The organism is Corallococcus terminator (assembly GCF_049194865.1).
GTDB classification, from domain to species: domain Bacteria; phylum Myxococcota; class Myxococcia; order Myxococcales; family Myxococcaceae; genus Myxococcus; species Myxococcus terminator_A.
In genome coordinates, this window is sequence record NZ_JBLZWL010000137.1 from 48,074 (window position 1) to 69,039 (window position 20,966).

General features: G+C 69.7%; 19 protein-coding genes. 5 read left to right on the forward strand and 14 right to left on the reverse strand.

Annotated features, from left to right (window positions below; translation table 11 throughout):
- Nucleotides 1-19: 19 nt before the first annotated feature.
- Together ACN469_RS40995 and ACN469_RS41000 are read right to left on the reverse strand one after the other, a co-directional pair.
- On the reverse strand, nt 20-619 hold the full coding sequence (locus ACN469_RS40995) for a TetR/AcrR family transcriptional regulator (RefSeq protein WP_498777416.1): 600 nt from the start codon (nt 617-619) through the stop codon (nt 20-22).
- 11 nt (nt 620-630) lie between these two features.
- Nucleotides 631-1,155 carry a PaaI family thioesterase gene (locus tag ACN469_RS41000; RefSeq protein ID WP_498777418.1) on the reverse strand — a complete coding sequence of 175 codons (525 nt, stop codon included), beginning with the start codon at nt 1,153-1,155 and terminating at the stop codon, nt 631-633.
- Between the two features lie 146 nt (nt 1,156-1,301).
- On the opposite strand from ACN469_RS41000, the gene fabF reads away from it, so the two are divergent.
- The 3 genes from fabF to ACN469_RS41015 all read left to right on the forward strand — a co-directional run bounded on the left by fabF (nt 1,302) and on the right by ACN469_RS41015 (nt 5,385).
- Nucleotides 1,302-2,546, forward strand: coding sequence for a beta-ketoacyl-ACP synthase II (fabF, locus tag ACN469_RS41005; RefSeq protein ID WP_498777420.1), 1,245 nt, complete (start codon nt 1,302-1,304; stop codon nt 2,544-2,546).
- 332 nt (nt 2,547-2,878) lie between these two features.
- Nucleotides 2,879-4,510: a helix-turn-helix domain-containing protein gene (locus tag ACN469_RS41010; RefSeq protein WP_498777422.1), complete on the forward strand. Its 1,632-nt coding sequence runs from the start codon at nt 2,879-2,881 to the stop codon at nt 4,508-4,510.
- The gene (locus tag ACN469_RS41015; RefSeq protein WP_498777424.1) at nt 4,507-5,385 is read left to right on the forward strand and encodes a tetratricopeptide repeat protein; all 879 of its coding nucleotides are present in this window, start codon (nt 4,507-4,509) and stop codon (nt 5,383-5,385) included. The genes ACN469_RS41010 and ACN469_RS41015 overlap by 4 nt, the downstream gene beginning before the upstream one ends.
- A gap of 34 nt (nt 5,386-5,419) precedes the next feature.
- On the opposite strand, the gene ACN469_RS41020 is transcribed toward ACN469_RS41015, so the two are convergent.
- From ACN469_RS41020 to ACN469_RS41030, 3 genes are all read right to left on the reverse strand, one after another.
- Complete coding sequence (locus tag ACN469_RS41020) at nt 5,420-5,929, reverse strand: hypothetical protein (protein WP_498777426.1); 510 nt, start codon at nt 5,927-5,929, stop codon at nt 5,420-5,422.
- Nucleotides 5,908-6,690, reverse strand: coding sequence for a sulfite exporter TauE/SafE family protein (locus ACN469_RS41025; RefSeq protein WP_498777427.1), 783 nt, complete (start codon nt 6,688-6,690; stop codon nt 5,908-5,910). Before ACN469_RS41025 ends, ACN469_RS41020 begins: the two co-directional genes overlap by 22 nt.
- A 125-nt stretch (nt 6,691-6,815) precedes the next feature.
- Nucleotides 6,816-7,709 carry a hypothetical protein gene (locus tag ACN469_RS41030; protein WP_498777429.1) on the reverse strand — a complete coding sequence of 298 codons (894 nt, stop codon included), beginning with the start codon at nt 7,707-7,709 and terminating at the stop codon, nt 6,816-6,818.
- Nucleotides 7,710-7,843: 134 nt separating this feature from the next.
- Between ACN469_RS41030 and ACN469_RS41035 the strand changes: the two genes are divergently transcribed.
- Nucleotides 7,844-9,436 carry a leucyl aminopeptidase gene (locus tag ACN469_RS41035; RefSeq protein WP_498777431.1) on the forward strand — a complete coding sequence of 531 codons (1,593 nt, stop codon included), beginning with the start codon at nt 7,844-7,846 and terminating at the stop codon, nt 9,434-9,436.
- 64 nt (nt 9,437-9,500) lie between these two features.
- Here ACN469_RS41035 and ACN469_RS41040 read toward each other — a convergent pair whose 3' ends face one another.
- The 6 genes from ACN469_RS41040 to ruvB all read right to left on the reverse strand — a co-directional run bounded on the left by ACN469_RS41040 (nt 9,501) and on the right by ruvB (nt 16,564).
- On the reverse strand, nt 9,501-10,130 hold the full coding sequence (locus ACN469_RS41040; protein ID WP_498777433.1) for a hypothetical protein: 630 nt from the start codon (nt 10,128-10,130) through the stop codon (nt 9,501-9,503).
- Between the two features lie 57 nt (nt 10,131-10,187).
- Nucleotides 10,188-11,423 (reverse strand): DUF4388 domain-containing protein, encoded by a 1,236-nt coding sequence (locus tag ACN469_RS41045; RefSeq protein ID WP_498777435.1) that lies wholly within the window; start codon nt 11,421-11,423, stop codon nt 10,188-10,190.
- Nucleotides 11,424-11,448: 25 nt separating this feature from the next.
- Nucleotides 11,449-12,534, reverse strand: coding sequence for a thioredoxin domain-containing protein (locus ACN469_RS41050; RefSeq protein ID WP_498777472.1), 1,086 nt, complete (start codon nt 12,532-12,534; stop codon nt 11,449-11,451).
- 61 nt (nt 12,535-12,595) lie between these two features.
- Entirely contained in the window at nt 12,596-13,540 is a 945-nt protein-coding gene (gene lpxC, locus ACN469_RS41055; protein ID WP_498777437.1) for a UDP-3-O-acyl-N-acetylglucosamine deacetylase, read from the reverse strand.
- Between the two features lie 483 nt (nt 13,541-14,023).
- Nucleotides 14,024-15,520 (reverse strand): hypothetical protein, encoded by a 1,497-nt coding sequence (locus ACN469_RS41060; protein WP_498777439.1) that lies wholly within the window; start codon nt 15,518-15,520, stop codon nt 14,024-14,026.
- Nucleotides 15,521-15,532: 12 nt separating this feature from the next.
- Entirely contained in the window at nt 15,533-16,564 is a 1,032-nt protein-coding gene (gene ruvB, locus ACN469_RS41065; protein ID WP_498777441.1) for a Holliday junction branch migration DNA helicase RuvB, read from the reverse strand.
- A gap of 344 nt (nt 16,565-16,908) precedes the next feature.
- Between ruvB and ACN469_RS41070 the strand changes: the two genes are divergently transcribed.
- Entirely contained in the window at nt 16,909-17,988 is a 1,080-nt protein-coding gene (locus tag ACN469_RS41070; RefSeq protein ID WP_498777443.1) for an MBL fold metallo-hydrolase, read from the forward strand.
- A gap of 2 nt (nt 17,989-17,990) precedes the next feature.
- On the opposite strand, the gene ACN469_RS41075 is transcribed toward ACN469_RS41070, so the two are convergent.
- The 3 genes from ACN469_RS41075 to ruvC all read right to left on the reverse strand — a co-directional run bounded on the left by ACN469_RS41075 (nt 17,991) and on the right by ruvC (nt 20,948).
- Nucleotides 17,991-19,487: an ELWxxDGT repeat protein gene (locus ACN469_RS41075; protein ID WP_498777445.1), complete on the reverse strand. Its 1,497-nt coding sequence runs from the start codon at nt 19,485-19,487 to the stop codon at nt 17,991-17,993.
- Nucleotides 19,488-19,764: 277 nt separating this feature from the next.
- Complete coding sequence (gene ruvA / locus ACN469_RS41080; protein WP_498777447.1) at nt 19,765-20,376, reverse strand: Holliday junction branch migration protein RuvA; 612 nt, start codon at nt 20,374-20,376, stop codon at nt 19,765-19,767.
- Nucleotides 20,373-20,948, reverse strand: coding sequence for a crossover junction endodeoxyribonuclease RuvC (gene ruvC / locus ACN469_RS41085; protein WP_498777449.1), 576 nt, complete (start codon nt 20,946-20,948; stop codon nt 20,373-20,375). Before ruvC ends, ruvA begins: the two co-directional genes overlap by 4 nt.
- Nucleotides 20,949-20,966: the final 18 nt, after the last annotated feature.

Genomic DNA, 20,966 nt, shown 5'->3' on the forward strand with positions numbered 1-20,966 from the left:
GCTCGACCTCGCTGTTGCCTCAGTGTCGCTTTTTCGGAGGCAGCGCGCCGCCCGCGAGCAGGAAGGCGCGCGCGGCCTCCAGGATTTCGTCCGAGAGTGGCAGGTGCTTCGTCACCCGCGCGAGCGTCATCGCGCCGAAGAGCAGCGCCACCGTGGCCAGCGCCCGCTGTCGTCCCGTGACACCGCCTTCGCCCGGGACATGGGCCCGCAGCTCCTCCGCCAGGGTCTCCAGTCCGTTCGCGAGCGCCTCGCGGGCCTCGGGTGTCCCGCGCGTCAGGTCCGACAACACCGACGGCATGACGCAGCCCGTCTCCATGCTGTCGCGGATGTGGTGGTTGAGGTAGCGCCGCACGAAGGGGTCGAGGAACTCCGCGCCGCGCAGCGCCTCGAGTCCGCCGAACCAGCGCTCCTGCTGGTGCTGGAAGAACGAGCGCACGGACTCCGCGAGCAGCGTCTCCTTGGAGGCGAAGTGGGCATAGAAGCCGCCCACCGTCAGCCCCGCGGCCCGCATGACGCGCTCCACGCTCGCGCCCGCGAAGCCCTCCTTGCGGAAGAGCGTCTGCGCCGCGGAGAGGATTCGCTCGCGGGTGGCCTGCTTGTGCTCGGGTGCGTACCGCATCGTCGCGCCCTCTACTCCTTGCCACCGGGGCCAGGAGGCCTGAACACCATGCACGTCGTGGTGCCGTGCGCGTACAGCTTGCCGTCCGCGTCCGTCAGGCGCGCCTGCGCCGTCGCCACGCGGCCTCCCACGTGGATGACCTCGCCCGTGCACCTCAGCCGTCCGGTGTCCTGGGAGATGGCGCGCACCATGTTCACGTGCAGCTCCAGCGTGGTGTAGCCCGCGCCCACCGGCAGCGTGCTGTGCACCGCGCACCCGAGCGCCGAGTCCAGAAGCGTGGCCGCCAGGCCCCCGTGCACCGTGCCAATCGGGTTGTAGTGGTACTCCGCTGGCTCCACCTCGAACACCGCGCGCCCCTCCGACACCTCCACCGGCGCGAAGCCCATCAGCGCCGCGATGGGCGCCCCAGGCACCTCGCCCCGGACGATGGCGCGCAGGTACTCCAGCCCCGACAGCGACTTCGCCGCCGCCACGCCCTCCCGGAAGTCTCCCCACGTCACCGTCCTCGTACGCGTCTCGGCCTTCCCGTCGCTCATGGGCCCCTTCTCCTCCCTCAAATCAGGCTTGCCAGATGGGATGATGGTCATAATACAAAGGGCCATGCAGCGCACGCCACGAAAAGGAAGGCGAACGAGCGGCCGGGCTGTTCGTCTTCCTGGCGTGTCATCCAAGGGAGCGGCGGATGCAGAAGCGGCGTGTCGTGGTGACGGGAATGGGGCTCATCAGCCCGGTGGGCACTGGCGTGGAGAAGAGCTGGGAGGCGCTGGTGCGAGGCCAGAGCGGCGTGGGGCCCATCACCCTCTTCGACGCGAGCGCGCTCGACTGTCAAATCGCTGGCGAGGTGAAGGACTTCAAGGTCGACGACTACATCGAGCGGCGTGAGTCCCGGCGCATGGACCGCTTCGCCCACTTCGCCGTGGTGGCGGCGGACATGGCGTTGGAGGACTCGGGCCTGAAGGTCACCCCGGAGAACGCCGAGCGCATCGCCACCATCATCGGCTCCGGCATCGGCGGCATCTCCAGCCTGGAGGAGACGCACCGTCGCACGCTGGAGAAGGGCCCGGACCGCATCAGCCCCTTCTTCATCCTTCAGATGATCATCAACATGGCGCCCGGCTACGTGAGCCTGCGCCACGGCCTCAAGGGCCCGTCCTGGGCCCCCAACTCCGCGTGCTCCACCAGCGCGCACGCCATCGGCGAGGCGCTGCGCGGCATCCAGCGCGGAGAGTTCGACGTGGCGGTGGCGGGAGGCTCCGAGGCGCCCATCTCCCTGCTCGGCGTCGGCGGCTTCGCGGCCATGCGCGCCCTGTCCCTGCGCAACGACGCACCCCAGGCCGCCAGCCGCCCCTTCGACAAGGACCGGGACGGCTTCGTGCTCGCCGAGGGCGCGGGCATGCTCATCCTCGAGGAGCTGGAGCACGCGAAGGCCCGAGGCGCGCGCATCCTCGCGGAGCTGACCGGCTACGGCGCCAGCTCCGACGCGCACCACATCACCACGCCCGCCCCGGAGAGCGAGGGCGCCCAGCGCAGCATGCGCGCCGCCTTCAAGGACGCGGGCCTCTCACCGTCGGACATCGGCTACGTGAACGCCCACGGCACCTCCACGGACGTCGGAGACCTGATGGAGACGCAGGGCATCACCCGCGTGTTCGGCGACGCCGCCCGCACCGTGGCCGTCTCCTCCACCAAGTCCATGACGGGCCACATGAACGGCGCGGCTGGCGCCGCCGAGGCCGTCATCAGCGTGCTCGCCCTCACCCGAGGCGTGCTGCCGCCCACCATCAACCTCCAACAGCAGGACCCGCTCATCACCCTGGACTGCATCCCCAACGTCGCGCGCGAGGCCCGCGTCGACGCGGTGATGAGCAACTCCTTCGGCTTCGGCGGCACCAACGTCTCCCTCATCTTCCACCGGCTGAGCATCTGAGCCCCGGTGCGGAATCCGGGCTGTAAACCGCGAATCCTGGTTTACCAACACGCGAAACCGGCTTGGCGCGCTGCGGCGGTAAACTTTTGACAACGTGCGTCGAGGACCGCATGAAACGCACATCCGCACGCGGACAAAGTGCAGCGATTACATGTGGTTGCACGTACTCGTGAGCCAGTCGACAGGTGAAGGACGACCGTTCCGTCGCCCGCCACACAGGGAGCAGCCCCAAGAAAAACGTTGATTGCAAATCGGTAAATCGATTTGCAGAGTGGTTCAGAGGGGCGAGGGCGCAAGAGGCCTGGCGCGCTCCGACGGGACCCGACTCAGCCATGAACGACAACGCACTGAACGCCAACGTGGGCTTGAAGCTCCGGGGCCTGCGACTCTCCCGCAACATCAAGCAGGCGGACGCGGCGAAGGACCTGGGGGTCTCCCCCGCGTATTTGAACCTCATCGAGAAGGGCAAGCGGGTGATGCCCTTCCCGCTGCTCTGGAAGGCGCTGCGGTATTTCGATCAGGACCCCGAGCAGTTCATGTCCACGCTGGGCGAGGGGCGCGTGGACGAAGCGCTCGCGAAGCTGCTGGACGAGCCGCTGCTCAAGAGCCTGGACATCGACCCGGAGTCGTTCCAGGCGCTGTCCGCGGAGCCGAAGCTCGCCGGCACCGTGGCCGCGCTCTTCAACCTCTACAAGAACACGCGCACGCAGCTGGAGAACGTGCTCGCGCAGCTCAACGTGGAGGAGCGCACGCGGACGCAGGGCGGCGGCGCGGGCAACGGCACCGTGCCGGGCGTGCGCTTCGACTACTCACCCTTCGACGAGGTGAGCGACTTCCTGGAGACGCACCGCAACTATTTCCCGGAGATTGAAGAGCAGGCCGAGGAGCTGCGGCGGGACATCAGTCAGGAGCGCCAGCTCACCAGCGGGCAGTTGGTGCAGCTCCTGGAGAAGCGCTTCGGCTACCGCGTGCACATCGACCCCTCGCCCAGCGGCTCGTCCGTGGTGCGGCGGTTGGACCCGGTGGAGCAGACGCTCACCCTGTCCCCGGACCTCACCGAGCAGCCGCTGAAGTTCCAGATCGCCGCGTCCATCGGCCTCCTGATGTTGGACAAGGAGAAGCTGGTGGAGCGCATCCTCGGCGCGGGGCGCACCCGGCACGGGGAGACGTCGCGGCTCATCAAGGTGAACCTGGCCAACTACTTCGCCGGCGCGCTGATGCTGCCGTACGGGGACTTCTTCAAGGAAGTGCAGCGCACGCGCTACGACGTGGAGCTCCTGTCGAGCATCTTCGGTTCCACCTACGAGACGGTGGCCCACCGGCTGTGCAACCTGTCGGACCCGAAGCGCCCGGGCATCCCCTTCCACTTCCTGCGCTCGGACATCGCCGGCAACATCTCCAAGCGCTACAGCGGCACCGGCATCCGCTTCGCCAGCGGCGGCGGCAGCTGTGGCAAGTGGGCCGTGCACCTGGCCTTCCTCAACCCGTCGCAGCTCACCCGGCAGTACTCCATCATGCCGGACGGCACGACGTACTTCTGCTTCGCCAAGGTGCAGCTGCAGCCGACGGAAGGCTCCATCGTCAAGGGCACCGCGTACTCCATTGGCCTGGGCACCCACGCGGAGAACGCCAAGTACCTGGCCTACGGCCTGCCCACCAATGACTTGCGCAAGGATGCCATCCCCTCCGGCATCTCCTGCCGCTTCTGCGAGCGCACCGACTGCAACCAGCGCGCGGCGGCCAGCTATCGCTTCGCCTTCGCCTTCGACGAGTACACGAAGAAGGACTGCTTCTTCTCCCCGCTGCTCGGCTACGAGCAGGCCGACAAGGTGGAGAAGGACCGGCACCACGCCCCGGCCCCCGCGGGAGCGACTGTCACTCCGGACGTCAATGCCGCTGACCGGAGCGAGAAGCACGATTCGTTGGACAAGACGGCCCGGCGCCGCAAGGGTGGCGACGCGTGAGCCCCCACCCGCCCGACGACACCGAACGCGCCCACTTCCTCGAGGCGCTCCAGAAGCAGAAGAACGAGCTGGCCACCCTGCGCATCACCGGCGCTCCCACCCAGGTGGGCCAGGGACTGGTGAGCCTGGCGGAGCTGCACGGCATGCTGGAAGACCATGCCGCCAGCCGCCAGTGCTACGAGGAGGCCTTCGCGATGTTCAAGGAGGCCGGCTACAAGCCGGGCCAGGCCCAGGCCTGCTTCGGACTGGGCGTGGTGAAGGCGAACTTCGAGGACCACCGGGGCGCGGTGGAGCTCATCGCCCAGGCCGCGAAGCTCTTCAACGAGACGAAGGACCGCGAGGGCGAGGCCCTGTCCCGCGCCTGCATCGGCGAGTCCCTGCGCGCGCTGGGTCAGCCGGAGGCCGCCGAGGAGAAGTACCAGGAGGCCCTCATCCTCTACCGCCAGACGCGCAACACCGAGCGCACCGCGCGGCTGCTGCTCGACATCGGCGACATCCGCATGGAGAAGGCCGAGTACGAGCCGGCTCGCAAGCGCTTCCTCGAAGCCATTCCCATGCTGGAGCAGGGCGAAGACGCGGAGGCGCTCGCGCTGGGCCACCTGCTGCTGGGTGAGTCCGAGGGACTGCTCGGCAATCACGAGGGCGCGCGCACCCACCTCTTGCGCGCGGTGGAGCTGTACCAGGAGCTGCACGACCACGTGTACGAGGCCCGCGCCCGGTGGGATTTGGGCCTGTCCTGCTACTACTCGCAGGACCTCCCGGCGGCTCGCGGCCATCTGGAGGCGGTGATTCCGCTCTACGAGGAGCAGGGCCGCGCGGACGAGGTCGCCAAGGTGCGCAACATCCTCGCCCACTTCGCCGCGCGCGGCGCCTGAGGCGCCCGCCCACCGCCCTGCCCTGGGCGCCGCATCACGCTTGGATGCCGGCGCCCACCGCCAGGGCCAGGAGCCCCAGCACTCCCGCGGCGATGAAGGCGTAGCGCCACTCACCGCGCAGACCCAGCAGCGTGCCCGCCACGCCCAGCCGCGCCACCGGCGTCACCAGCAGCAGGGACGCCGCCGCCTTGCGCAGCTGGTCGATGGCCACGTGCGTCGTCTCGGTGCCTGGCAGCGCCTCCAGGCCCAGCGACAGCAAGAACATGCCGCCGCTCATCACCGCGCCCACGCGCAACACCCGGGCAATCCACCGGTCTCCCGCGAGCGTCCTGTCCCGGACGCGCGTGACGCGTTGGGACGGTGCCTCGACGAAGCCATCGGTGACGGGCTCCGCCTCCAGCTCCGGCGCCTCGGCTTGTGCCGGGGTCGCCACCGCCGCGTTCTGACCCATCACCGCCGGGTCCGTCATCATCATCGCCGCGGAGCCTCGCGGCGGTTCAGCACCGTCCGGGTCCCCTTCACTCACTCCCACACGCTCGGCCACAGTCCCGCCCCTCCCTTCCACAACATCTGCCCCGCCACCGACAGCAGCACCACCGCGAAGAGCTTCTTGAGCACGGACGTGGGCACCTTCGGCATCAGCCGGCTGCCCACATACGCGCCAGCCAGCACGCCCACCACCAGCGGAGACACCAGGGCCAGCTTCAGGTGTCCGCGCAGCGCGTAGGCCGCCACGCTCGCCGCGCCCGTCACGCCAATCATCAGGTTGCTGGTGGCGCTGGCCACCTTGAAGGGCACCCGCATGCCGAAGCTCATCAGCGGCACCTTCAGCGGCCCGCCCCCCACGCCCAGCAGCGCGGAGAGCCCGCCCGCCACGAACGAGCCGGAGATGCCCAGCGGGTAGTTCGTCGGCTGGTAGTCATCCAGCGTGGCCGGCTCCCTCTGGGGCGAGCGCAAGAGAATCATCTGCAGCGCGACATAGAGGGTGAACAGGCCGAACACCACCGCCACCATCGCCGGTGCAATGAGCGCCGCCACCAGTCCTCCAGCGATGGCGCCGAGCACCGTGGCCAGCTCCAGCGTCAGCCCCAGCCGGATGTCACTCAGGTGGTTGTCCACATACCCGGCCGCGGCGGCGCACGAGTTGGCGACCACGCACATCAAGCTGGCCGGCACCGCCTCCTCGAGCGGCAGCCCGAAGCCGAGCACCAGCGCGGGCACCAGCACGATGCCACCTCCGATGCCCAGCATCGCGCCCAGCGCCCCCGCGAGCCCGCCCACCACCATGAGGAGTAGTACCGTCATTCAGTCCCGAGGATAGGAGCGTGCCAACGCCACGCCCAGAGCCATTCCCCTGTAGGGAACAAGCTCGCCAGGACGGTTGCTCGGCATGCGAAACCACCCGGCACCCGGGGGCGATGCGCGGCGCGCTATGCGGCGCGTACGCCCAGGTTTCCCTCGGGGAAGGCCTCCAGGAAGCGGGCGCGCGTACGAGGTGTGAAGGTGCCCCTCGCCATGTAGCCGTGCAACCTCCGAAGGACTCCACGTGCCGACTCCAGCGCACCTTCGACCTCCCGCGCGAAGTCGAACGTGTCGTTGCGATACAGCTCCTGGAAGGACAGATGCGCGAAAGCGGGCAGCGCGCGCGTGCGCCCCATGGGGCTGGAAAGGAACAACCCGGAGACATAGAGGCCGCGCACCCAGCCATCCACCTCCGCCTTGGTCGGCGACTGCCCCACGCGCTCCTGGGAGGACAGCCGCACCAGCTCGTAGATGCCCCGGCCAATGCCGCGCCACGGGAAGCCGGGACTCTTCACCACCTGACACTTCTCACGCAGCCGGGGCGTGCCCAGCAGGTCCACGCCGTGCAGTTCGCGCAGGTAGAAGAGCGTCTGGGCCCATTCGATATCGCGGTGGGCCGCCAGGGCCCGCTCGCCGCGACGGCGGTGACGCACCACCAGGTCGTCCACCACGGGATGGAGCCGTCGGTCCAGGCACAGGTGCGTGAAGTAGCCGGCCAGCAGGGCCAGTCCGGGCTCGGTGCCCACCAGCGCGCCGGTGGCCACCAGCTCCGCCATCTTCAGCCCGAAGCCCACCGGTGCGCGCTCGTGATACAGCCGCGAGAACAGGGGAAGCTCCCGCTCGGGCAGGAACGCGGCGAGGCCTCCACGGACTCCCTCGCACAGCGGCAGGTCCGGCAGCGCCACCCCGAAGCGCGCATAGGGAAGGTCCTCGGAGAGCGCGCGCACCCACTCCGCCGGCAGCTCTCCGGGGTTGGCGGCCAACCGTTCGATGGCGGTCAGATGCATCAGCAAGGTGGGCATTGCCTGACTGCTACCCAGGCCCCTGCCGCAATGCAACGCTCGAATGAAATCGAGCGCTTTGCGTGCAACAAGGTGGGCGTTACAGTCCGCGCCCTCCCCTGCATCCCCACTCCCGTTCAGGAGCTCATCGGCCCATGAATTTCTCCTTCGTCTCCGGCGACGCCACGCTCGCGAATGGCGACCTGCTCGTCATTCCGCTCTTCGAGGGCGAGCTGGGTGAGGGCGCCCCGGCCAGTCTGGCTTCGGCGGACAAGTCGCTGGAAGGCCACCTGCGCGGCGCCGCCACCCAGGAGGGCTTCAAGGCGAAGGCCGACCAGACCCTGGTGATGAACACCCTGGGCCGCACGACGGCGGGCCGCGTGCTGCTCCTGGGCCTGGGCAGCCGCGCGCGCTTCCACCCGGAAGTCCTGCGGCTGGCGTCGGGGCGCGCGGCGAAGACGGCCCAGCGGCTCAAGGTGACGTCGCTCATCGTCGCGCTGCCCACCACGCAGTCGCCCGTGGACGCGGTGCGCGCGGTGGTGGAGGGCCTGGAGCTGGGGGCCTACCGCTTCGACAAGTACAAGTCGTCCGCGCGCGAGGAGAAGGGCGCGCCCAAGCCCATCAAGGTCTCGCTCGCGCTGCCCGGAGGCGCCGAGAAGTCGCGCGACGTGGAGGACGCCCTGGCGCTGGGCAAGCGCGTGGCCGAGGCCGCCAACTGGGCGCGAGACCTGGTGAACGAGCCGCCCAACGCGGTGACGCCCACGGTGCTGGCCGAGGCCGCCCGGAAGTCCGCGCGCGAGCACGGACTGAAGATCACCATCGGCGGCAAGCGCGAGATCGAGAAGCTCGACATGGGCATGTTCCTGGGCGTCACGGCCGGGAGCACGGAGGAGCCCCGGCTCATCCACGTCGTCTACACGCCGAAGAACGCGCGCGACGCGAAGCGCCCGCCGCTGGCGCTGGTGGGCAAGGCCATCACCTTCGACTCCGGCGGCCTGTCGCTGAAGACGGCCGAGGGCATGGTGGACATGAAGACGGACATGGCGGGCTCGGCGGCCGTCCTGGGCGCCATGCAGGTCATCGCCGCCATCAAGCCGCCCTTCCCCGTGCATGCCTTCATCGGCGCGTGCGAGAACATGCCGTCGGGCAATGCGTACAAGCCGGGCGACATCCTCACGTCGCGGCTGGGCAAGACGGTGGAGATCACCAACACGGACGCCGAGGGCCGCCTCGTGCTGGGCGACATCCTCACCTGGGCCTGTGAGCACCAGCCGTCCGCCGTCATCGACCTGGCGACGCTCACGGGCGCGTGCATCGTCGCGCTGGGCAACTACATCGTCGGCGCCTTCGGTGACAACGACGGCACGGTCAACCAGGTCCTCCAGGCCGCGCGCACCGCGGGCGAGGAGACGTGGCGCCTGCCGGTGAGCGAGCTGCAGAAGGACGCGCTGCGCTCCGAGGTCGCCGACATGAAGAACTCCGGCGAGCGTTGGGGTGGCTCCATCAACGCCGCCCTGTTCCTCAAGGAGTTCGTCGGCGAGACGCCGTGGGTGCACCTGGATATCGCCGGTCCCTCCACCAGCCCCAAGGAGCGCGGCTACAACGGCAAGGGCGCCACCGGCGTGGGCATCCGCACCCTGGTGGAGTGGGTGCGGCTGCGCGCCGAGGCCCAGGCCACGCAAGGCCCCGAGGCCCCCGTCAAGCCGGCCCGTGCGGCGCGCGGCGCCAGGAAGTCCGCGCGCGGCTGAGCTCCCCGCACCCCTCCGCGGTCCGTCCCTCGGCGGGCCGCGTGAGGAAGCGTGGAGCCCCGACTCAGGGCACGGCGGCCTGCGGCACCTTGCTGGGAGGCGCCTTGCGATTCGGCAGCGGGCGGATGCCCTCGATGAGCGCATCCACGTTGAGGATGTCGCCCGCCACCGCCTGCGCGGGCCAGGTGGCCAGCATCATCAGCACGCGGCCCTCCTGCCCTTCGCGCACGGCCACGCGGCCATGCACGTTGTCACCCACCTTGAAGCTGAAGCCCACCGCCGTGTCCGACAGCGACAGCGGCACCGGGTCCGTGGTGATGAAGCCCGGCTGCTGACGCAGGCCCTCCGCGAGCCGCTCGGCGAACTGGGTGGGCGTGGCCACCGCGGGCGCCACCTGGAGCACCACCTGCGCCCCTGAAGCCGCGTGGCGCAGCACCACCGGAATCGCCAGCCCCTCCGGAGTGCGCTCACTCGACACATCCAGCTGCCATTCGTCGCCGGGCCGGATGATTTCGAACCCCAGCTCCTCGTCCACGTACGGTCCGGACACGGAGGTCGTCAGCCCCTCCATCCGTCCCGAGCCACCCGTCCCAGGGGGCTGCGCCGCGTCCGCCTTCACGGCCTGGCGCGAGCCGCTACACCCCGCCGCGCCCAGCACCAGAAACCCCCACGCCAGCTTTCGCAACACACCCATGACCATCGTCCCCCGACCACGAACGCCGTGGCCGCGAACGTGGGCATGTGGCGCCTGCTAGGCCAGCCCTCCCTGGAGGGTGCGGTAGGTGTTGGACAAGCGCTCGGCCACGTCGGGAGGCAGGACATTGCGCGCGGAGAACAGCGCGTACGACACGATGGCGTCCAGCGCCTCCAGGGTCAGCGCGCGCGCCACCGCCTCACCGCCGCTGGACAGGTTCGCTCGCAGGCGCGCCACGTCCACCCGCCCCTCCGCGCTCAGCACCACCCCCGCATACGCGTCCTCGAGCCCAGCGGGCGGCGCGTCGAGGAAGCCCCGCAGCAGGTCCACGTCCTTGCCCGCGTCGCGCAGCGCGCGGTGGATGAGGGACAACAGCAGGTTGTAGCGCTCCTCCGCGGACAGCAGCTCCCAGGCCATGCCCTCCACCGCGGGCATGGGCGGCGCGGGAGGCGTGGCGGGACGCACCGTCAGGTGGCCCCCCTGTACGCACTCCTCCAGCCACGTGAAGAACGCGTGGTGGCCACTCTCACGCAACGTGCGCAGCTCGCCCAGCGTCGCGCCCGCGCCCAGCTTCTGGAAGAAGCGCTCCTCGCCCGGACGAGGCCCATGGGGCCCGGCCTCCGCGCGCATGTCCTCCGGATAGCGCCGCCGCCACCGCGACAGCTCCTCCGAGCGCTTGATTCCGGTGAGCACCAAGTCACGCGTGCGCTCCGGCAGCTTCACCACGTCCGCCATGGGCGCGGGGCCCTCGACGAAGAGGAAGCTGCCCTCCGTCAGCTCGAAGAGGCTCAGCACCACCTCCCGCACCACGTACGTCATGGCGCTGTAGAGGTTCGCCTCGGAGACCAGGCCCTCGGAGGTGAGCACCTGACCGATGCGCCGCGACGGCTGCACGCGCGACAGCGCCTGCGTGAGCTGCGCCTGCGTCACCAGTCCCAGCCGCACCAGCACCGCGCCCAGGCGCTCCCAGCGCTCCGTGGACGTGGCGAAGACGACTTGCCCGTCCCGGAAGGACACCGTGCGGCGGACGGCGCCGTGCTGCACGGCGAGCAACCCGCTGCGAATGCCCGTCAGGACGTGGGCGAAGACCTCCTCCACCGAGAGCGTCCCGAGCGTGCCGGCCAGGAAGCCGGCGAAGCCCGTGGGCTCGTGGAGGAGCACCATCCCCTCCGGCCCGTGGAACCAGGCCGAGAGGGGACGGGAAGAGGACAGGCCAGCGGCGAGCGACTTCTCCAGGTCCAGCGAGGTCGCCTCGCCACCGACACGGGGCGTGGCCTTGGGTTTCTGGGCCACCGCCCGTGCCCTCCGAACCGCGTGATTACTTCTGCGCCGTCGGCTTCAGCTCGGCGTCGATGATGCTCTTGAACTCTTCGACCGGCTGCGCGCCCGACAGCATGATGCCGTTGATGAAGAACGCCGGCGTGCCGCTGACGCCGACCTTCTGCGCGTCCGCCATGTCGCTCTTCACGGTGGCGGCCTTCTCACCGGAGTCCAGGCACTTGTCGAACTTGGCCTGGTCCAGCTTCAGCTCGCCCGCGTACTTCTTGAGGTTCTCGAGCTGCAGCGCGGACTGGCTGGCGAACAGCTTGTCGTGCATCTCCCAGAACTTGCCCTGGTCATTGGCGCACAGCGACGCCTCGGCGGCCTTCTGCGCCTCCTTGTGGAAGTCCAGGGGGAACTGGCGGAACACCAGCTTGATCTTCCCGTCGTACTCCTTCATCACCTGGTCCACCGCGCCGATGGCGCGGCTGCAGAACGGACACTGGAAGTCGCTGAACTCGACGATGGTGATGGGCGCGTTGTCCGGGCCCTTCGACGGGCCGACGGCGGAGACCGTCTTGCGCTCCGCGGGGGCACGCGGCGGCTCCGGCAGGGTGATCTGCACGTTGGCGTTCTTGCGCAGCTCCGCGAAGAGGGCCTGGGCGCGCTCCTGCTTGGGCTGCTGCGTGAGGAAGTCCAGGATCTGCGGCTTCATCTGCTCGAAGGTCGAACCGGGGGGCAGCTGGCCCGCGGCGCCGTCGTAGACTTCCTTGATCTTCTCCTCGGTGGGAGCGGGAACCTTGTCCTCGATCTCCGCCTTGAGGAACGCGTCCTGGGTGATGCCGCGCTTCTTGGCCTCGGCGTCGACCAGCTTCTCCGTCACCATGCCCTCAAGGCCGCGCTTGCGAATCTGGAACTGCTGCTTCTCCAGGTTGGCGAGCGGCTCCTGAACGCGGTCGTTGAGCTCCTTGTAGGTGATCTTCTGGCCGTCCCCGAAGGTGGCGACCACGGTGTCCGGCGCGGGCTGACCGGAGGAGTCCTGGGCCGAGGGAGCCTGCGCGGTGACCGGCGCCTTCTCCTTGTTGCAACCGGCGGTGAACGAAGCCGCCAGCAGCGCGGCGAGGATGACGGTGGTTGGACGCATGGGCATGAGCCCGCGACTTAGTCGAGCCAGCCCCGACCTGCAAGGAAATGCCAAACCAACATCAGGCGACGAGCGGCTCCAGCTCCAGCGCGCCAGCCAATCCTGGCAGGCCCAGCTCCAGGCCCTCCACGTCGCGACGACGCGCGGGGACAATCTCATAGCAGCTCGGGTCCGAAAGGACCTTGCGAACCAGCTTGTGATTGAGCGCGTGGCCCGTCTTGTAGGCCGTGAGGTGGCCAATGACGGGGCGGCCGAACAGAGACACGTCACCGATGGCGTCGAGGATCTTGTGACGCACGAACTCGTCGGTGAAGCGCAGCCCTTCGGGGTTGAGGATGGAGACCTCGTCCACGACGATGGCGTTGTCCAACGAGCCGCCACGCGCCAGGCCCAGCTTCTTCAGCTTCTCCACGTCGCGCAGGAAGCCAAACGTGCGCGCGCGAGAAATCTCCCGGGAGAAGTCCCGGTCGCTGAAATCCAAATCAAACGCCTGACCCTGGATGACGGGGTGCTCGAAGTCGATGGTGCAGCTGATGCGGAAGTGGCGCGACGGGGTGAGGGAGGCCTGCTTGTCTCCATCCACCACCGACACGGGCTTGCGGATGACGAGCAGCTCCTTGGGCGCGTCCAGCTCCCGGATGCCCGCGTCCTGGATGAGGGCCGCGAACGGGGCGGCGCTGCCATCCATGATGGGGATTTCGGGGCCGTCCAGCTCCACCCTGGCGTTGTCGATGCCCAGGCCCGCCATGGCGGACATGAAGTGCTCCACCGTCGCCACCTTCACGCCGTCGCGTCCCAGCGTCGTCGCCAGCGCCGTGTCCACCACGTACTCCGCCAGCGCGGGGATGCTCACCGGCCGAGGCAGGTCCGTGCGCACGAAGACGATGCCGTGCCCCGCGGGCGCCGGACGCAGCGTGAGCGTCACCTTCGCGCCCGAGTGGAGCCCGATGCCCTGGAGGCTGGCGGTCTTCGAGAGGGTGCGCTGGTTGTAGGAAGACGGGGGCATGTCGGTGTCGCCTCGTGGCTGCTCTTGCTGCGGGACTTCCGAACGGTCATCTGGCCAGATGGCGCCGGAATCGTTCAACAGTGGTCTGACGCGACGCGCAGATTCAGCAAATGGCATGCCACGACCGTGTGACAGCCTGCCTTCCGTGGTGGGGGGCTTGGGTGCCTCGAACCCCTTGGAACGGTTGGTATTTTTCTGACATCGCGGTGGGTGCCCATCGTGGCCAGCCACCCTCCCCCCGTCCGAGGGTCGGTGAATTCGCCCGGAACCGTGACATTCGTGTCCGGGAATTCTTCACCGCCTCACCCGCCGCCCTGCCCCTTGACGCGCTTCGCAACGAAGCGTGTCTTCCATGCAACACGGGGGCGTCCATAGCGCAAGGAACTGGCTGGAAGCAAACACGCCCCGTACGAGCACACCCCGAGGGGGGTTGCGTCATACGGGGCGCGTGGGCGTGGGTCGAAAAAGTCCCCGCCGGAAGTGTCAGCGGGTGGGCGCCGCGACAAAGCGGTCGCGGAGGGCCTCGGCTTCCTGGCGGTCGAAGCCCCTGCCCTGGAGGAGGGTGCGGCGGCTGACGGAGTGGAAGGTGGACTCCAGCGTCTGGCTGAAGCGGCGCAGGTCCTCGGCGAGCCGGGTGCGGATGCCGGGGCCTTCTGGCGGCCAGGGCAGCTCCACCAGGAGCGCGGTGAAGCGGTCGAAGGCGTCGTAGTCCGCGTAGCGCAGGAGCTGGTAGCCGCCGTCGTGGAAGTACGCCAGGAAGTCCTTGAGCGCGTCCAGGGCCCGCTCGGCGGCGGCGACGTCGTCGGCGCGCAGGTGGCCCTCGGCGGCGCGGCACAGCTGGGCGTACACCCACAGGTCCTTGCGCAGCCGCAGCGCGGCGTCCTGGGGGCTCACCAGCGCGTCGAAGACGCCGTCGGTCAAACCGCCGTTGGGCGCCAGCGCCTCCACCAGCGCGACAATCTGGGTGCGCAAGAGCGACGTGAAGGCGGTGGCGGCGCGAGCGGGCGCGTCCGGCTCCTTGTCCACGTGCGCCAGCACCTCGCGGCCAATGCGCTCCGCCTCCTTGGCCAGATCGCGCGCGGTGCGCAGGGCCGCGGCCTGGAGCGCCTTGGAGCCCGCCTTGGGAGACAGCTCCGAGTGCAGCCACGTGGCCAGCGCGTGCGTCTCGCTGCGGACCAGCGCCAGGAGCACGCGCACCCGCCGGGGCACCGGCGGCGTCCCCTCCGCGTCCACGTAGGACAGGTAGTGCAGCAGGCGGAACAGCCCGAGGAACGCGGTGGAGAAGCCCGCGCGCTGCTCCTCTGGCATCGGCCCCAGCAAATCCAACAGGCGCACCGAGCGCAGCCGGTCGTACTCGACGCGGAACTCCAGCGGCCGGAAGGGCCGGAAGTAGCGGTTGAGGACAATCTCCTTCAGGGCCAGCTTGCCCAGGTCCTGGAAGAGGTTGAGGCGCGCGGTGGGCAGCTGGAGCAGGTGGTCCAGGAGGTTGCGCAGCGCGTCCAGGTCCTCGCGCAGCACGAAGAGGCTCTCCGACGGCGTCTCCTGGTCCAGCTCCTCCTCGATGAGTGCGCGACGCACCCGGTCATCCGCGAGCTGGGTCTCCACGTACTTGCGGAAGACCATCTTCTGGTCGCTGTCCGGGTCCTGGAGGTGACGTGCGACACGGATGGCGCGGTCCATGGCGTCGCGCACGTCCACCAGCTCCTCGTGGAAGTCGCGGGTGACGAGGGGCCGGTCCTTGGCGTCCACCACGGCGGTGAGGTTGAGGTAGCGCTCCACCGCGCGCAGGAGCATCTCGAACTCGAAGAGCAGCTCCTCGCGGCCGTCCACGGGGACGCCGCGCAGCCAGCGCTCGCGCTCGGCGAGGAAGCCCGCGCGCACGGTCTGCGAGGCCCGCATCAGGTCCGCGTAGAAGTCACGCGCGACGCGGAGGGTGGTGGGTCCGGAAGCGGGAGACGCGGGGGAGGTGGCCTGGCTCATGGCTCGCGGGTTTCAGAAGAGGCTGCCCTGGGGCGTGGGCGGCAGCGGCTTCTTGAAATACTGGTAGGTGCGGTGCGTGGCCATCCGGCCCCGGGGCGTGCGCTGCAGAAAGCCTTCCTGCATCAGGAAGGGCTCGTACACGTCCTCGATGGTATCGCGTTGCTCGCCCACGCTGGCGGCGATGGTCTCCACGCCCACCGGGCCGCCGCCGAACTTGTCCATGATGGTGAGCAGGATTTTACGGTCCATGGAGTCCAGACCGCTGGCGTCCACGCCCAGCCGGTCCAGCGACTTCTTCGCCAGCTCCAGCGTGATCTTGCCGTTGCCTTCGACTTCCGCGAAGTCGCGCAGCCGTCGCAAGAGCCGGTTGACGATGCGGGGCGTGCCGCGCGAGCGGGTGGCCACCTCGTGGGCGGCCTCCTTCTCCAGGGGGATGCCAAGGATGCGCGCGGAGCGGTGGAGGATGAGCTCCAGGTCCTTCGCGTCGTAGTACTCCAGCCGCTCCTGAATCTGGAACCTGTCGCGCAGGGGCGAGGTGAGCAGGCCCGTGCGCGTCGTCGCGCCGATGAGCGTGAAGGGCGGCAAGTCAATCTTCATCGCCCGGGCGGCCGGCCCCGTGTCGATGGTGATGTCCAGCCGGAAGTCCTCCATCGCCGGGTAGAGGTACTCCTCCACGGCCGCGTTGAGCCGGTGGATTTCGTCGATGAAGAGGATGTCGCGCGCGTCCAGGTTGGTGAGCAGGCCCGCCAGATCGCCCTTGCGCTCCAGCGCGGGGCCGCTCGTCACGTGGATGCCCACGCCCATCTCATTGGCGATGATGTGCGCCAGCGACGTCTTGCCCAGGCCCGGAGGCCCGGAGAACAAGCAGTGGTCCAGGGACTCGCCCCGGCTGCGCGCCGCCTGCACGTACACCTTGAGCTTTTCGACGACGAGCCCCTGTCCCACGTACTCGTGGAACGAGCGCGGACGCAGGGAGGCCTCGAGCCGGACGTCCTCGGGGAGAACCTCTTCTGAGAGCGTGTCGGACTTCCTCGCCATGACCATGGAACCCTATACAGGAAGGTCGCGCGTGTCGCCCACATCCTCGGGCGCTAGACTCGGGGACGCCCAGCAGGCCAGGGAGCGCCCACCGCCATGACGGGCTTCAACGCCACGCCCCGAGTCATCCGTGAGCCAGCAGGCGACCTGCGCCGACACCCATGTGCGAGCGACTTCGCCGTCGGTGAGAGGGCGCGCGCACGGAGCCCCTGGGGAGGCGTGTGGACTGGCGGACGCTCGGGTGAAACACATGGACGTTGCCTGGCATCCGCGCGGCCGGGCCGGAGAACATGGGCCGCACGTCCCGTTCGTCGCGCCGGTCTTCGACCTCTTGTTGTCACGGTGAAACCATGAGCCAGAGTCCCGCGTTCCGTCCCCTGCCCTTCCTCGCCGAGGCCCACGCCGAGCCCGTGCCGGGCGCGCGCCTCCAGAAGCTGCGCCGCGCGGCGCTCGAGGCCCGTGAGCGCTTCGTCCAGGAAGGCCCCGTGGCGGCCGTGGCCACGTGCGAGCTCGTCACGTTTCCGTACCCCTCGCTGTTCGCGTTCAGCGGGGCGGCGCTGTCACCGGCGCCGTACGTGATGATGACCAACCGCATGCAGGTGGTGCAGTTCGTCGACGTGAAGGGCGAGCGGCGCACGCTGCTCTTCAACCCGTCCGACTACGAGCGGGGCGTGGCGGCGCCGTTCTACCATGCGCTGCGCGAGCGCTACGGCGGCTTCGTCTCCGACAAGGTCATGTCCACCCGGCACGGCACGGTGCAGAGCCACCTGGCCTCGCTGGGGCTGACCCCCGCGGACGTGGACTACCTGGCCTTCGACCACCTGCACATCCAGGACTTGCGCGGGTGGCTGGGCGGAGAAGGCTTCTCCGCGTACTTCCCCCGAGCGAAGCTGCTGGTGCAGCGCGCGGAGTGGGAGATGGTGAAGGAGCTGCACCCGATGCAGACGGTGTGGTTCGTCCCGGGGGGTACCGACGTGCCCGCCGAGCGCGTGGTGCTGCTCGACGGAGACACCTGGCTGGGCGTGGGCGCGGCCTTCCTCAGCACGCCGGGCCACACGCGCGGCAACATGTCGCTGGCGGTGGCGACGTCGCGCGAGGTGTTCGTCGTCAGCGAGAATGGCGTGGCCACGGAGAGCTACACGCCGCTGTTGTCCGCCATCCCCGGCGTGCGCCGCTTCGCCGAGCACATGGGCTGGGAGGTGGTGCTCAATGGCAACACGCGCGAGGACTCGCTCGCGCAGTACTCGTCCATGGTGGTGGAGAAGCTCTTCGCGGGGCACTCCGCGGTGGAGGGGGCGTTCATCAACTTCCACCCCTCCTCGCTCCTGACTTCGCACCTGCTCTCGCCGGGCCTCGCCCCCACCATCGTCCTGCCCGCGCCCAACTTCGGCGACGTGCGGCCCACGCCCGCGAGCCGACGCGCGGCCTGAGCTCAGCAGCCCCACCCGTCCGCGGCCGAGCACGACCCGAAGGCACGCAAGGGCGCCACCCACAGCGCTTCGTCCGTCAGCGCCTCGCCGGCGAGGAAGAAGACCTCCGAGCCCAGGCGGACGAACGAGTGGGGGTCCGACGACGACGCCCCCGGCGCGATGTCCGTCAGCCGGCGCGTGTTCCACAGCCACCCGTCGCTCATCCACGCCTCGCGCCCGTGGAGGGCCGTCTTCGCTGAGAAGAACAGCCGGCCGTCCTCCGCCACCAGCTGCTCGGGGTCGCTGCCCAGCTCGCCCCACTGGAGGTCCCAGACCATCCACGTCCCCAGGAGCGAGCCGTCGCTGCGCCACAGCTCGCGCCCGCGCCAGCCGTCCTCCGCCGCGAAGTACAGCACGCCGTCCATCACCACCAGGTCGGACGGCAGCGAGCCCTTGGGCCCGGGCCAGATGTCGCGCACCACGCGCGTGCCCGCCGCCGTGCCGTCGCTGCGCCACAGCTCGCCACCATGGCGCGTGTCACCCTGCTCTCCGTAGGAGCCATCCGCGCCCGCCTTGAAGAACACCTGGCCATTCATCGCCGTGAAGGACGAAGGGAACTCGCCGGTGAAGTCCCGCACCCGCGTCGCGGAGGCCTGACGCTCCGACGTCACCCACAGCTCCGCGATGTCCATGCCCACGTCCCGCAGGAAGAACAGGCGGCGGCCCGACGCCGTCACATCCGACAGCACCCCCACCGCGGACTGATACAGCACGCGCGCCAGCCCCTTGGCGTCCACCGACCACAGCACCGCCGCCTCGTCCGAGTACGTCACCAGCGCGACCTGGTCCCCCCACGCCGTCAGCGACGTCAGCAGCAGCGAGCCCGGCCCCGGCGCGAACTCGTGCACCAGCCGCGTGCCCGCCTCCGTGCCGTCCGTGCGCCACAGCTCCCGACCGTGCTCGAAGTCCGTCGCCGTGAAGTAGACCCAGTCCCCCACGCGGGTGAGCGAGCCAGGCGCCGAGCCGCGCTCACCGGGCAGCACATCCTTCACCATCACCGTGCCCGCTTCCGTGCCGTCCGTGCGCCACAGCTCCGGGCCGTGCTCGTTGTCGTCCGCGACGAAGAGCACCCACGACTCCAGCGGCGTCAGGAAGCGCGGCACCGAACCCATGACGCCCGGACGCAGGTCCTTCACCACGCTCGCGCAACCCGCGCGCCCCGGGCTGCTCCACAGCTCGCGCCCACGGCCCTCCGCCTCCGCGCTGAAGAACAAGCGCCCCGCGCCCCGCGTCAGCCACTCCGGCTTGGAGCCCGGCGGCCCCACGCGATCAGGTCCGCACGCCCGGCGCGCCAGCGCCTCCACGTCCGCCTCACCCGTCGCCGCCTCCACCGAAGACCGGGCCGACGCGATGACCTCGCCTTCGCCCCCCTCCGCCGCCGCGGCCGGGCCGCACCCCACCCCACCGAGACTCCCCACCAGAACGGACACGAGCACCGGGACGCCAAGCCATGCCTTCATGTGAGCAACTCCTTGTCCTGGGTGGGGCTGCCGCCACCACCGCTGTGGCTGGAAAGTGTCACCGTTGGCGGAACTGGCTACCCATGGAGGGAAGTGGGAGGTCCAGGCTGTCCGCCATCCTGCGCCACAGGCCGACCCTTGCCGCCAGGCCGACACAGGGCTCGTCGGACCCCGGACCGTTTCGATTTCTTAGAGGAAAGTAGCTTGTGCGGGCTGGTCCGGGAGGTCCCGAATTGGCCACCCGGTCACAACCGCGGCGCTGAAGGTCCGAAAGAGGTCAGGCACCTGCCCGGAGGGACTTGAGGGCCTCGCGGAAGAGGGTCTGGAAGGATGCGTCGGCGCCGAGCCTGCTGGTGGCCAGCTCCGCGGCCTTCTCCGCCTGCGGGGGCTTGTAGCCAAGGTTGAGCAGGGCGGAGACAAGGTCGGATTGCGTCCCCCCGGACTGCGCCGCCGGAGCGGTCCCCCGGGAGACCGCCTCCAGGTGGACGTTCTTCATCTTGTCCTTCAGCTCCAGCACCAGCCGCTCGGCGGTCTTCTTTCCCACGCCGTGGATCTTCGCCAGGCGCGCCACCTCGCCGCGCGACAGGGCCGCCACCAGCTCCGGCACCTCCAGGCCCGACAGCACGCCCATCGCCATGCGGGGGCCCACGCGGGAGACGCCGTTGAGCAGCAGGAAGACCTCTTCCTCGGCCTTGGTCAGGAAGCCGAACAGGTCGAAGGCGTCCTCGCGCACCACGGTGCGCACGCGCACGTCCACCGCCTGGCCCTCCGGGGGGAGCTTCCCCAGGGCCAGCGTGGAGAAGTTCACCAGGTAGCCCACGCCCTGCACGTCGATGACGGCGCTCTCGGCATCCTTCTCCAGCACCACGCCTCGCAGCCGAGCAATCATCCCGCCTCCGGGCGCCGGTAGGACGGCGCCAGTCTGTCCGCGAGCAGCGCCGCGGCGCCCTTGCGCTTCTTGCCGGCCGTGCTCGCCGTGGGGACGGCGGCGCGACCATGGTTGAGGTGACACAGCGCCACGGCCAGGGCATCGCTCGCGTCCGCGCGCCCCAGGTCCACCGATTCCAGCTTCAAGAGGGCCCGCACCATCCGCGCCACCGCGTCCTTGCCGTCCGCGCCACCAGCGCCCACCGACTTCTTCACCTTCGCGGGCGCGTACTCGAAGACGGGCAGCGACACCTGGGCCGCCGCCAGCAGCGCCACGCCGCGCGCGTGCCCCAGCACCAGGGCGCTCCGGGCATTGCGGAACGTGAACAGGCCCTCCACCGCCACCGACTCCGGACGGAAGTGCGCGAGCTGCGCGCTGAGCGCGGCATGCAGCTCCTTCAGGCGGAAGGCCAGGGGCGCCGCTTCATCCACCTTGATGACGCCGTGGCCCACATGCACCAGTCGGCCTCGCTTCTCTTCCACCACCCCGTAGCCCATGAAGCGGCTGCCAGGGTCTACTCCGAGAACGCGCACCGTTCACTCCGTTCCACC